This is a genomic window from Neisseria dentiae, assembly GCF_014055005.1.
Taxonomy (GTDB): domain Bacteria; phylum Pseudomonadota; class Gammaproteobacteria; order Burkholderiales; family Neisseriaceae; genus Neisseria; species Neisseria dentiae.
Genome location: NZ_CP059570.1, coordinates 140,568 through 153,059 on the forward strand (window position 1 = coordinate 140,568; position 12,492 = coordinate 153,059).

A 12,492-nucleotide genomic window follows, 5' to 3' on the forward strand; every position below is an offset into this window, starting at 1 on the left:
CAAACCTGCTTTCACGGCAAAGCCACCGGCCGGCCGCTGTGCGGATGGGCGATGATGTTCATGTTTACGCTGTAAATATCTTTCAGCACGCCGGCGGTCATGATTTCAGACGGCCCGCCCTGTTTGAGCAGGCGGCCCTGTTTGAGCGCAATCAGTTCGTCGCAATACTGCGCCGCCAGATTGATGTCATGAATCACAATCACCACGCCCAGATTCAAACGGCGCGAAAGGCTGTTCACCAAGGCCATCACTTCGATTTGGTGGGCAATGTCCAGCGCCGCCAGCGGCTCGTCGAGCAGCAAAAAGCGGCTCTGCTGCGCCAAGCACATGGCCAGCCAGATGCGCGAGCGTTCGCCGCCGGAAAGCGTGTCGACAATCTGATCGGCAAAGCGCTCGGTGTGGGTGAGCGCAAACGCTTCTTCCACCGCTGCTTGGTCGTCTGCGCCGCGCCCCATCAGGCCGCTCCACGCATAACGCCCCATCGCCACCAGTTCGCGCGCGGTCAGCGAAGTGGCGGCAGGCAGGTGCTGCGGCAGATAAGCCACTTGGCGGGCATATTCGCGCGCGGAATAGGCAGCGGCAGGGCGGTCGTCGAGCAGTAGGCTGCCGGCGGTAGGCTGGATTTGTCGGGTAAGCAGCTTCAGCAAAGTGGATTTGCCCGATCCGTTGTGGCCGATTAAGCCATACACGCGGTTGGTTTCGAATTGCAGATTGATATCGTGCAGCAAGGTGCGTTCGGGCAGGGAAAAAGAAAGGCGGTTGAGTTGGAACATAAAGAAACGGCGGGTTTGAGAATAAGGTGGAAAGCGGGGCAGGCAGGCTCGAACGGAAACTCCGGCTTGGATGCGCCGAACAGTTTGGAAGGCGGCGTAAACATGGTTTGATTAGTTAATTATAATGATTATCATCAATTGCAGCAAGACGGGTATCCAGACCGCAAAACCACAGGTATCGATATGCAAACGCAATGCGCCGCCCGCAAACTTGCACCACTGCCGCGATTGTTTTAAAGTTAGTAAATTGAGTCGGAGAAACCAACCATGAAAATCACCGTAATGGGCGCAGGCTCTTGGGGAACTGCGCTAGCCATCCACTTCGCCCTGCACGGCCACGAAACCGCCATGTGGTCGCGCAATCCCGAACACATGGAAAACTTGGCGCGCGACCGTGAAAACAAGCGCTATCTGCCCGGTTTCGCGCTGCCGGCCGGTTTGTCGGTGCACACGCATTTGAGCGAGGCCTTGGAAGGCGCCGAGCTTGTGCTGATCGTAACCTCGGTTGCCGGCCTGCGCGACAGCGCAAGGCTTTTGGCCGAACACGGCGCCGGCCACCTGCCCGTGCTCACCGCCTGCAAAGGCTTCGAGCAGGATACCGGCCTGCTCACCTTTCAAGTGGTGAAAGAAGTGTTGCCGGATAATCCCAACATCGGCGTGCTGTCCGGCCCCAGCTTCGCACAAGAATTGGCGCAGCAGCTGCCGTGTGCCGTGGTGCTCGCATCGGAAAACAAAGCATGGGTGGAAGAGCTGGTAGGCCGTCTGAACACCAACGTTCTGCGTTTATACGGTAGCGAAGACGCAATCGGCGTAGCGGTGGGCGGAGCCGTTAAAAACATCATGGCCATCGCCACCGGCCTTTCAGACGGCCTCGGTTACGGCCTCAACGCCCGCGCCGCTTTGGTTACGCGCGGCTTGGCCGAAATCACCCGCCTGGCCGTTGCCATGGGTGCACAGCCCAAAACCATGATGGGCTTGGCAGGTATCGGCGATCTGATCCTCACCTGCACCGGCGCCCTGTCGCGCAACCGGCGCGTCGGCCTGGGGCTGGCGGAAGGCAAAGAGCTGCACCAAGTGTTAATCGAAATCGGCCATGTGTCGGAAGGCGTGAGTACCATCGAAGAAGTGTTTAACACCGCCTGCACCTACCAAATCGATATGCCCATCACGCAAACCCTGCTCCAGCTCATCCGCAAAGAGCTTGATGCCCGCCAAGTGGTCGAACGCCTGATGGAGCGGGAAGCCCGTTTCGAATAAACCCCAACCCCGCCGCCTATACAGGCCGTCTGAAAAACATAACGTTCAGACGGCCTTGTTTGACAGCCCCCTTTATCCCTACTATGCTTGCCCCCGTAACCAACCGAGTGCACACAACATGAATCAGTTATTAGACAAACTCGAAGTCAACGTTTACCAGCTGGCGCAGAAATTCGAAACCCAGCTTGGCGAAAACAAACGCCTGCAAGAAGAAGTTGCCCGCCTTAACGACGAACTTTCCCGCCAACACCTGGCGCAGGAGCAGCAGAAAAACGAACACCAGGCCGCGGTGGGCGAATTGAGCGAAGCCCTGATGGTGCAGATGAACAAGCTCAAAACCGACATGGAAGCGCAACACCGCCAAACCACCGAAACCATGCAGAGCCAGCATCTTGCCGCCACCGAAGCCATGCAGGCGCAGCACCGCGGCATCACCGGACAGATGCAGGCGCAAATCGACGCATTAACCGCCGAAAACCAAAAATACCGCAACGCCTTGAGCGCCAATGCCGAACACCTGCGCACCCTGCTGGCACGCCTGCCGCAGGAGGCCGAAACCACCGCACAAGAGGGCTAAATTAATGAGTATCGAACAAGTCAGCCTCGAAATCATGGGACGCTCTTTCACCATCGGCACCCCTGCCGAAGAAAAAGCCACGCTGCTGCAAGCCGTTTCCATGCTCAACCAGAAATTCGACGCCATCAAACAAAGCGGCCGTATCGTCGAAACCGACAAAATCGTGATTATGGCCGCACTCAACCTCGTGCACGACCTGTTGAAAATGTCGATGAAAGACGATTTGGCAATCGGCGATTTTGAGCGTAAAATAACAGACATGATTAATGCTTGCGAAAAAGTTTTAAACAAAACACAAGCGCAAGCCTAACCTCTCTTTCCCTGCGGTGTTCGCGAAGGCATACATTCCTTTGAACCAATACGTTCGCTTCAGGTTGCCGGGAGTTGCAGTGGGCGCGAGCGTCTGAACAGATGCACCCGAAACTGTCCGAGGTGACCGCCTTGTCAGCAAGGTTCAAGCGGATTCCGCCCAAACGGCATCTGCGGGGATTCCCCATTCAAAAATACCGCCCGAGCAGGGCGGTATTTCGCCATGTGCGGTGCGAAAACAACACCCGGTATGCGGTCGTGCGCCCGATTTTCCCGGTCGGGCCGGTACCTTATAAAGAAGCGCTCGAATCGGATTGACAGCCGTCGCAATCCTCTATAAAATCGGCAGCTTTCTATATCTATCTGGATTACCCCTTATGAAAACCTTTTCAGCCAAGCCGCATGAAGTAAAGCGCGAGTGGTTCGTGGTTGACGCCCAAGACAAAGTTTTGGGTCGCGTTGCCGCAGAAATCGCCCGCCGTCTGCGCGGCAAACACAAGCCCGAATATACCCCCCACGTTGACACCGGCGATTACATCATCGTGATTAACGCCGACAAACTGCGTGTAACCGGTAACAAGGCGCTCGACAAAAAATACTACCGCCACTCAGGCTTCCCCGGCGGTATCTATGAGCGCAACTTCACCGAAATGCAGGAAAAATTCCCCGAGCGCGTTTTGGAAAAAGCTGTTAAAGGCATGCTGCCCAAAGGCCCCTTGGGTTACGCCATGATTAAAAAACTGAAAGTGTATGCCGGCTCCGAGCACGGCCATGCAGCCCAACAACCCAAAGTTTTGGAAATCTAAGGACACGACATGAACGGTAAATACTACTACGGCACAGGCCGCCGCAAAAGTTCAGTGGCTCGTGTGTTCCTGCAAAAAGGCACCGGCCAGATTATCGTAAACGGCCGCCCCGTTGACGAATTCTTCGCACGCGAAACCAGCCGCATGGTGGTTCGCCAACCTTTGGTTCTGACTGAAAATGCCGAAGCTTTCGACATCAAAGTTAATGTAACCGGCGGCGGCGAAACCGGCCAGTCCGGCGCTATCCGCCACGGCATTACCCGTGCACTAATCGACTACGATGCAGCCCTGAAACCCGCTCTGTCGCAAGCCGGCTTCGTTACCCGCGATGCCCGTGAAGTTGAGCGTAAAAAACCCGGTTTGCGCAAAGCCCGCCGCGCCAAACAGTTCTCAAAACGTTAATTTGTTTTATCCGTTTTGTATTGCAACAATCCCTGCTTTCAAGCAGGGATTTTTATTTTGAGTTGGCGGATTGGTTAAAATATTTGCGGGCGGATGCTTTTGCAAAATTCGCCAGGCCGGGGCTTTTAAAAGGGTTCAAACGATAATTGAATGTTTCAGACGGCCTAAATGAATTTTGCAAAGGTTTCGGTTTTACCTGTTATGGTATCAGCTGTCGGCAAGCTGCCCGTATATCCGTAACACTTCTTCTGCTTCCGCTGTGCACGGTATTTCACTACTCTCAATAATAATCTGCCGGCAGCGCTCCATTGCAGTTGCGCGCGATCTGCGCGGCAGCATGGCGGCCTGATGCAGGGCTTGGGGCAGGTTTTGGCGGGCGGCGGCATTTAAAGCACCGCCTTGTTTGGTCCATTCCGTCACGGTATCAATCAGGTGTTCGGTAATATTGTTATTTTCCGCATGTATTTGATGCCCGAATTGCGGCAGCCAGGCCGAAGCCAGCAGCCACAGAAAGGCTTTCGGTGCAGGCAGGGTGTGGTTGGCCAGCAGAAGGTGCAGCTGGGTGTTGAGATAATCTTGCTCGCTTTGCGGCAGGGCGGCTATCGAAGGCAGCAGGTATTCCAATAAGGCGCGGTGAAGGGGTTGGGGCAGGGGGTGCTGCTGCAAGCGGCGGTAGAATGCCGAGCGCAAAGGAAAGCGGGCGGCCCATTCGGTCTCGGCTTCGGCCAATGCCGCAGGGGCGAATAAGGCAGCCAGCACCACCATCAGGCGTTCGCTGTCGCCTTCGGCGCTGAGCCAATGTTTCGGGCGGTAACGCAGCATTTCTTCCCTGAGTTGCAAGGATTGCGGGCAAATGCGGCGGATGTTTTCAGCCAGTTGTTCGGCTTGCCGCTGTTGCCGGTAAATGGTGTTTTCACGGTTTGGGGTTATTGCCTGTTGCAGGCCGTCTGAAAAACTGGCTCCGTTCGGTATATAGAAAAAAGCAGGTCTAACGGTTTGTGCCCGCCGTATTTCAGATTGCCAGATGCGGGCTTTTGCGGGGCTGAGCCTTTCGATGCGGGTGAGAATATCGGGGTGGGTGGCGGCCAATTTGTCGAAAATATCCGCTTCGTGCACGCTTTCAAACATAAAGTGGGCATACTCGGCCGCATGGGGGGAAGTTAGGCGACGGTTGGGGGCGACGGCCACTTTATACAGCGCCGAAGCCAAGCCGTCGCTTTGGCGCGTAAACTGTACGGCGGAAGCATCGGCCAAAAATTCGCGTTGGCGGCTGATGGCCGCCTGTATCCAGCCGGCGGCCAGCGAGCCGGCAAAACCGATACACAGCAACACCATGCCGAGAAAAATCGTCGGCAGGTTGCGGTTTTCGGCATGGCGGATATGGCTTTGGGGATCGCCGTTGATAAACAGGCGGCCGAGCATGGTGATCATCTGCAAACCGTAGAGACAGCCGCAAAGCTGCATATTGCGGCGCATATCGCCGTTGAGAATATGGCTGAATTCGTGTGCCACCACCGCTTGCAGTTCGCTGCGGTCGAAAGCCTGTAAAGCGCCGTGGGTGATGCCGATAACCGCATCGCGCTGTTCCATGCCGGCGGCAAATGCGTTCAGGCCGGTTTCAGGCAGAATATACACTTTGGGCATGCGCACGCCCGAGGCAATCGCCATTTCCTCCACCACGTTCAGCAGACGGCGCTCTGCAAAACCGGCTTGTTCGCGCGTAATCCGCCGTCCGCCGAGCGACTCGGCCACCACATGCCCGCCTGCCGACAATTGGCGCAGGCGTATCCAGCCGGCGCCGACAATCAATGCCGATATCAAAACGAACACCACCGCAAAAACCGTGCGGTTGACGGCGAACCCCGCACCGCTTGCGCCTGTGGAAAGGTAAAGCGAACACAACAGGGCGGTAACAAAGGCGGTAAAGCCCGCAACGGCAGCCACCGCAGCGGCATACAGCCACAACAAATGCCCGCTGGTGCGGCGGGCTTTTGCCTGATATTTGCGGAACTTCATTTAAACCTATCCGACCGGTTTACAGCGAAATTTCAGGTGCGGATTGAATCGCCGCATGATCGTCGAACTGCAACGGTACGGCGTTTTTCTTATGCCCGAAAAAGTCGGCCAGCAAAGAGGCGGGGAAGGTTTCGCGGGCGTTATTGTAATCCTGTACGGCATCGTTATAAGCCTGCCGCGCAAACGCCACACGGTTTTCCGCACCGGCCAGTTCTTCGTGCAAATCGCGCACGGCCTGATCGGCTTTCAATTCGGGGTAGGCTTCCACCGCCACATTGAGGCTGCGCAATGCTGCCGTAAGCTGCTGCTCGCCCTGCGCCAGCGGCAGCATGCCCGAAGGATCCCCGGCTTTGCTCCCTGCAGCCTGCAACAACCCGGCCGCATGATTGCGCGCCTGTACCACCGCTTCCAGGGTTTGGCTTTCGTGTTGCAGATAGGCCCGCACGGTTTCCACCAAATTGGGTATCAGATCATGCCGGCGTTTGAGCTGCACTTGGATTTGCGCAAAGGCGTTACGGTATTCGTTTTGCGCGCGCACCAAGCGGTTGTAGATAGCAACCGGCAACACACCGAACAGGCCGGCCAACACCAACAATAACACCCATTCCATCATCGTTTTCTCCGTTATGACGTTCGATAGCCTTTATCTTAGCAGGCCGTCTGAAAGAGTGAAAGTAAGTACACAAGAAAGTGGTTGATGGTGTACGCTTTCTACCAAGTAACTGATAAGGCTGTCTGAAAGTCTTCAGAAAGCCTCGTTTCTATCCTATTATCCTTATCCGGTTAAATTTCCGCCGCCATTTGCGCAAATACCTTGCGCGCCGCCGCCACGGTTTCTTCCACCAATTCGGGCGTGTGTGCGGCCGACATAAAGCAGGCTTCGTAGGCGGAGGGGCCGAATGCCACGCCGTTGTCGAGCATCCCGTGGAAGAATTTTTTGAAGCCGTCGGTATTGGAAGCGGCCATATCGGCGTAGCTTTGCGGCAGGCCGTCTGAAAAATACAGGCCGAACATGCCGCCGATGTAGTCGGCGCTGAAGGTAATGCCGGCTTCGCGGGCGGCGGCTTGGAAGCCTTCGGTTAACTGCCGGTTGAGCGCAGACAGGTTTTCATAAAAGCCTTCGCGCTGGATGATTTCCAGCGTTTTCAAACCGGCGGCCACGGCCACGGGGTTGCCCGACAAGGTGCCGGCCTGATACACGCCGCCGAGCGGGGAAATGCAGGCCATGATGTCTTTGCGGCCGCCGAACGCCGCCAGCGGCATACCGCCGCCGATAACTTTGCCCATCGTGGTCAAATCGGGTTTGACGCCGTGCAGCGACTGCGCACCGCCGAGCGCGACGCGGAAGCCCGTCATCACTTCGTCGTAAATCAGCACCGCGCCGTGTTGTTTAGTGAGCGCGCGCAAAGACCTGATAAAGTTTTCAGACGGCCTCACCAGATTCATGTTGCCGGCAAACGGCTCCAAAATCACGCAGGCGATTTCGCCGCCGATTCGGGCAAACGTTTCTTCGAGCTGGGCGGTATTGTTGTATGCCAACACCAGCGTGTGTTTGGTGAAATCGGCGGGCACGCCGGCGGAGCTGGGGTTGCCGAAGGTGAGCAGACCGCTGCCGGCTTTAACCAGCAGGCTGTCGGAATGGCCGTGGTAGCAGCCCTCGAACTTGATGATTTTGTCGCGGCCGGTGAAACCGCGTGCCAGGCGGATGGCGCTCATGGTGGCTTCGGTGCCGGAGCTGACCAGGCGCACCTGCTCGACGCTGGGCACAAGTTTGGCGATTTCTTCGGCCATCACGATTTCGCCTTCGGTGGGCGCGCCGAACGACAAACCGCCCAACGCCGCTTCGCGCACGGCTTCCACCACTTCGGGGTGGGCATGGCCGACGATGGCCGGCCCCCACGAGCCGACATAATCGATATAGCGCGTGCCGTTTTCGTCCCAAACATAAGCGCCTTGGGCTTTTTTGATAAAGCGCGGCACGCCGCCGACGCTGCCGAATGCGCGCACGGGCGAATTCACGCCGCCGGGAATGATGTTTTTGGCACGGTTGAATAATTGTTCGTTGCGGTTCATGGGGAATCCTTGCTGAATATATGGCTGCGTTTCAGACGGCCCCGGAAGGAAATGCTGCCGAAAAGGCCGTCTGAAAAAATAGAAAGCCGTATTTTAGCAGCTTTAGGGCGTGCAGCCGGAAGGCTTGTGAAGCGGTTTCTTGAGGAAAATCCGCAGATGCCGGGCAAAAATCGCAGCAAGATAAACATCTTGCGGGCATTTTAGCTTCGCAAATCCGCTACGCTACCTGATGCCACAGGTGCCGATTTTAACCGAAAATACCGCCGCAACACTGTCAATGGCACGCCCCCGGGCGCGCCGTTGCAAACGGCCGGATGTGATATATTTCAGACGGCCTTCCAACCAACCGCACCCGATTTTTTTTATGGATACACTCAACCAACTCAACCACGGCATCCGCCAAAGCCTCAGCCACTACGAAGCCATGACCAACAGCGTGCAGGCCATGATAGAAGCCTTTTGGCTGCGCGTGCCTTATCTGGTGGTGTCCTTGCTGGCGTTTATCTTGTTTTGGCTGGCGGCCCGGCTGTTTAAAACTTTGTCGGTGAAGCTCTTGTCGCGCCGCCTGAGCAACCGCATGAACCTGCTCTTGGTGTTGCAGCGCATCGGCAGCGCGCTGATTGTTTTCGGCGGCTTTCTGGTGGCAATGATGATCGCCATTCCCGATTTCACGCCCGCGCAGCTTATCAGCACGCTCGGCATCGGCTCGGTGGCCGTCGGCTTTGCCTTCAAAGATATTTTCCAAAACCTGCTGTCGGGCATTCTGCTGCTGCTCAACGAGCCGTTTAAAATCGGCGACCGCATTATTTCGGGCACGTTTGAGGGCGAAGTGGAAAACATCGAAATCCGCGCCACCACGCTGCGCACCTACGACGGCAGGCGCATCGTTATCCCCAATTCGCAGCTCTTTACCTCGCCCGTTACCGTTAACACGCGCGGCGGCCTGTACCGCCAAAGCACCGTGCTGACTCTGCCTGCCGATTTGAACGCCGATGCAGTGAAGCAGCAGATTATCCGCGCGCTGCAACAACAGTGCGGCGACATCGTTTCCCAGCCCGAAATCGCCGTTACCGCGCTTTCCGACACCACCGGCACGCTCGAATTGCGCTGGTGGGCGCAGGGGCACACCGACAACAACCTGATTCTCGACCGCGTGCTGACGTGCGTGCAGCCGCTGCTGGCGCAGGACGACAAGCAAAGCGGGGAGGAAAACGGTGCGTAAACCCGCCTTATATTGGCTCAGGCAGGCGTTTCAGACGGCCTTGTTGGTGCTGTTAGTGTCGCTGGCCGTCGATTGGTGGCGCAAGCCGGCGCAGCCCGAGCAGTTTGCCGCGCAGCCGCTGGCCACCTTAAGCGGCGGGCAAACCACTTTGGCGGCGCTCAGCCACGGGCGCACCGCCGTTGTTTATTTTTGGGGAAGCTGGTGCGGCATCTGCAAGCACACTTCCCCCGCCATACAGCGCCTGCACGAAGCGGGCGTGCCCGTGTTGGGCGTGGCGCTGCAATCGGGCGGCGCGGAGGAAGTGGCCGCCTATATGCGGGCGCACGGTTTGTCGTTCGACACGGCAAACGACCCGCAGGGGGAAATATCGCGGCAGTGGCGGGTGGCGGTTACGCCGACGGTAGTGTTGGTGAAAAACGGCAAAACGGTACACAACACCACCGGCATCGGCAGCTATTGGGGCTTGCGCGGGCGCGTTTGGCTGGCGGACAGGGTGTATTGAAACGGATGCGTGGTTTTCAGACGGCCGGATTTGTTCCGTCATGCCCGGATTCAACCCAAATGTCCCCCGCTTTCTCTGCAACAAAAAGATACTCGGGAAGATACTCGGGCCAAGCCCGAGTATGACGCAAATGTTGTGCAAAGAAACTGCGATGCGGGCCGTGCCGTTTTTGAAAACCGGCGCGAGCCGCTCTTAACACACCTACCCGGGCGAAAAGGTAGTCGGAGTGGTCAGGTAGTAGATAACAGGTGATTCATCAATGCTGTTTTCTGGATACTATGCACCGGAGCACACTGCGGGATCTACTGTCTGATTATGGCAATTGGTTAATGCCTACCACCACTTCATTCGTTGGCGCAACAAAGGCATTTGGACGAAACTGGTGCTCATCCTTTCGGGAGAAAAAGATATACGGCCTGAAGTCATGATTTTGACACCTTTGGCACCGACGCGCATGGCATATAGAGTGGTTGATGATTGATGCCACCCATATCAAAGTTTATCCCCATGCAGCGGGAGCCAAAGATGGCAATGAAAGCATGAGCCGCATAAAAGGGGGGCTGAATACTAAGCTACATTTAGTGGTGGCCACCCATGAGATATCGGTAAAATTCGTGTTAAGCGAAGGCAATGCGGCAGATTGTCTGTTTGCCGAATCTCTGACTGTAAATACGGCAGCCCGACTGTACCGTTACCGTCACTTGGTAGAAAACTGTTTTTTGAGATTTCAAACATTGGTGGAGCATTGACACGTGTTATGCGAGGAGATTGGCTTCATTGACTGCGGCAATAGCAATCCGGATTATTGCGATGTGGTTGAAAATATTGTGACTACACTATCTAGCTCAAAGAGAACGATTTTGTAAGCCGCTAAAGCGGCAACAGAATCGGTTTCGTACTACCTGTACTGTCTACGGCTTCGTCGCCTTGTCTCCTTTTTATTTTGTTTCGCTATAACGCGCAACGGGATATTTTTCAGACGGCCGCAGTTTGGTGCAAAAGGGCTGGGGCTTGAAAAACAATATGCAAAAAAGTTTAATTACCGTTAATTTTACCCGCAATGCTTGACCTGCCGGGCGGCTGTGGCAACAATGACGGCTGTTTCATCTACCGTAAGCAGCCCGCACCATGAACACCATCCAAACCGGCGGCACCACCAAAGTGGAAATTTATCAGGAAATCCTGCCGCAAATCGAAAGCCTGATTCGGGGCGAACCCGATCTAACCGCCAATCTCGCCAACATCAGCGCAGTGTTGAAAGCAGCGTTCGGCTGGCTGTGGGTGGGGTTTTATCTGGCCGACCATAACCGCCGCGAGCTGGTGTTGGGGCCGTTTCAGGGGCCGCCGGCCTGCACGCGCATTCCCTACGGGCACGGCGTGTGCGGCCAAGCGTGGGAAAAAGGCACCACCATCGTGGTGGAAGACGTAAACCGCCACCCCGACCACATCGCCTGCTCGTCGCTGTCGCAATCCGAAATCGTTGTGCCCGTGTGGGACAAAACCCGTCGCCTCGCCGCCGTGCTCGATGCCGATGCCGAAACCGTGGGCTGTTTCGACGGCACCGACGCCCATTATCTGGGCAGGCTGGCCGAAATCATCACGCGCCGCCATGATTAACATTGAATTGCTTTGACTTATACTTTTGCATGTAAATTGAGAAAATAAAAAGGGGTTTAGGAAGCAAAATTACCAAGGCTCTAGACTAGCAGCTTTATATAAATTTACTTTAAAAGCCTCCAAAGTTCGTGACTCAGTTCATCAGAGTTTCGGTTCCATCGCCATTCACATTCCTTCAGGTGCAAATCAAAGTTTTTGGTTAGGCCGTTGAATTTGGCGAGCCTTCGTTTGGTAAAACTCCAGAAGCTTTCAATACCATTGATGTGCCCGGTACCATCTGTAAACTCATTTTGTCCGTGATTAACACATAAATGTTAGAGTAGCCGACATCGACCAAGCCGCCATAACCGCGCCAGCTATCAGAATAAATAACACTCTCCAGAGAGACCTTTCCCAATATAACAGCTTGAAGTGTTTGCTTTTTACAATCAGGAACGATTTCGGTATAAACCCTGCCGTCTCTTTCAAAAATACCAAAGACGGGTTGTTAAAGCGTTCTTCTGCCACGCTTTAACTTGCCATGGAAACCGCGCTGCCGTTTGGCACCAAAATAGCTTTCATCAATCTCTATGCTGCCGTATAACAGGTCTTTTTGCTCGCTTTGGTAGCGGTAAGCGGTATATTTCGTGCCTGAAAATGCTATACCAGTGGTTAATGGTATTGCGGTTGAAGCCTGTCAGCAAAGCGGTTTTTGAAGCTTCTATATCGACACAAAAATGCTTGATAATTTTTTGAGCTGATAGTCACTTAACTTGGTGTTATATTTCATTTTTCTAGTCTAACAGAGCTATTCTGCTAGTCTAGAGCCAAGTAAATTTATATAAAGCTGCTAGTCTAGAGACTAGATTATTTCTCTAGTTAATATATGAATTAGCAGCCATTTTTTTCCATCAACCCTGAATTGTTGGTGTTTAACTATGCAAAAATGCCGCCAAATT

12 protein-coding genes, 1 other RNA gene and 2 pseudogenes are annotated in these 12,492 nt (G+C 55.1%); 10 read left to right on the plus strand and 5 right to left on the minus strand.

The window, feature by feature from the left end; all coding sequences use genetic code 11:
• Positions 1-11 precede the first annotated feature (11 nt).
• On the minus strand, positions 12-773 hold the full coding sequence (locus tag H3L92_RS00620; RefSeq protein WP_085366047.1) for an ABC transporter ATP-binding protein: 762 nt from the start codon (positions 771-773) through the stop codon (positions 12-14).
• A gap of 267 nt (positions 774-1,040) precedes the next feature.
• On the opposite strand from H3L92_RS00620, the gene H3L92_RS00625 reads away from it, so the two are divergent.
• The 6 genes from H3L92_RS00625 (at position 1,041) to rpsI (ending at position 4,124) form a co-directional block, all read left to right on the plus strand.
• On the plus strand, positions 1,041-2,030 hold the full coding sequence (locus H3L92_RS00625; RefSeq protein ID WP_085366046.1) for an NAD(P)H-dependent glycerol-3-phosphate dehydrogenase: 990 nt from the start codon (positions 1,041-1,043) through the stop codon (positions 2,028-2,030).
• 118 nt (positions 2,031-2,148) lie between these two features.
• Positions 2,149-2,607, plus strand: a complete 459-nt coding sequence (locus H3L92_RS00630) for a hypothetical protein (RefSeq protein ID WP_085366045.1) — start codon at positions 2,149-2,151, stop codon at positions 2,605-2,607.
• A 4-nt stretch (positions 2,608-2,611) separates the two neighbouring features.
• A complete protein-coding gene (locus H3L92_RS00635; protein ID WP_085366044.1) occupies positions 2,612-2,917 on the plus strand; it encodes a cell division protein ZapA in 306 nt (101 codons plus the stop codon).
• A gap of 5 nt (positions 2,918-2,922) precedes the next feature.
• Positions 2,923-3,100: non-coding RNA, 6S RNA (gene ssrS / locus H3L92_RS00640), on the plus strand.
• A gap of 193 nt (positions 3,101-3,293) precedes the next feature.
• Positions 3,294-3,722 (plus strand): 50S ribosomal protein L13, encoded by a 429-nt coding sequence (gene rplM / locus H3L92_RS00645; protein WP_085366043.1) that lies wholly within the window; start codon positions 3,294-3,296, stop codon positions 3,720-3,722.
• 9 nt (positions 3,723-3,731) lie between these two features.
• Complete coding sequence (gene rpsI / locus H3L92_RS00650) at positions 3,732-4,124, plus strand: 30S ribosomal protein S9 (RefSeq protein ID WP_085366042.1); 393 nt, start codon at positions 3,732-3,734, stop codon at positions 4,122-4,124.
• 207 nt (positions 4,125-4,331) lie between these two features.
• Here the strand turns inward: rpsI and H3L92_RS00655 are convergent, their stop codons facing one another.
• The 3 genes from H3L92_RS00655 to hemL all read right to left on the minus strand — a co-directional run bounded on the left by H3L92_RS00655 (position 4,332) and on the right by hemL (position 8,213).
• The gene (locus tag H3L92_RS00655) at positions 4,332-6,140 is read right to left on the minus strand and encodes a M48 family metalloprotease (RefSeq protein WP_115336264.1); all 1,809 of its coding nucleotides are present in this window, start codon (positions 6,138-6,140) and stop codon (positions 4,332-4,334) included.
• A gap of 19 nt (positions 6,141-6,159) precedes the next feature.
• Complete coding sequence (locus H3L92_RS00660; RefSeq protein WP_245945447.1) at positions 6,160-6,753, minus strand: LemA family protein; 594 nt, start codon at positions 6,751-6,753, stop codon at positions 6,160-6,162.
• Positions 6,754-6,923: 170 nt separating this feature from the next.
• Positions 6,924-8,213, minus strand: coding sequence for a glutamate-1-semialdehyde 2,1-aminomutase (hemL, locus tag H3L92_RS00665; RefSeq protein ID WP_085366040.1), 1,290 nt, complete (start codon positions 8,211-8,213; stop codon positions 6,924-6,926).
• A 364-nt stretch (positions 8,214-8,577) separates the two neighbouring features.
• Between hemL and H3L92_RS00670 the strand changes: the two genes are divergently transcribed.
• The 4 genes and pseudogenes from H3L92_RS00670 (at position 8,578) to msrC (ending at position 11,554) form a co-directional block, all read left to right on the plus strand.
• Positions 8,578-9,435, plus strand: coding sequence for a mechanosensitive ion channel family protein (locus H3L92_RS00670; protein WP_115336351.1), 858 nt, complete (start codon positions 8,578-8,580; stop codon positions 9,433-9,435).
• Positions 9,428-9,937, plus strand: coding sequence for a protein disulfide oxidoreductase (locus H3L92_RS00675; protein WP_085366038.1), 510 nt, complete (start codon positions 9,428-9,430; stop codon positions 9,935-9,937). The genes H3L92_RS00670 and H3L92_RS00675 overlap by 8 nt, the downstream gene beginning before the upstream one ends.
• 135 nt (positions 9,938-10,072) lie before the next feature.
• A pseudogene (locus H3L92_RS00680) lies at positions 10,073-10,768 on the plus strand (IS5 family transposase).
• Positions 10,769-11,065: 297 nt separating this feature from the next.
• Positions 11,066-11,554 (plus strand): free L-methionine (R)-S-oxide reductase MsrC, encoded by a 489-nt coding sequence (msrC, locus tag H3L92_RS00685; RefSeq protein ID WP_085366037.1) that lies wholly within the window; start codon positions 11,066-11,068, stop codon positions 11,552-11,554.
• A 104-nt stretch (positions 11,555-11,658) separates the two neighbouring features.
• Here the strand turns inward: msrC and H3L92_RS00690 are convergent.
• Positions 11,659-12,323: pseudogene (locus tag H3L92_RS00690) on the minus strand (IS1595 family transposase).
• Between the last annotated feature and the right edge of the window lie 169 nt (positions 12,324-12,492).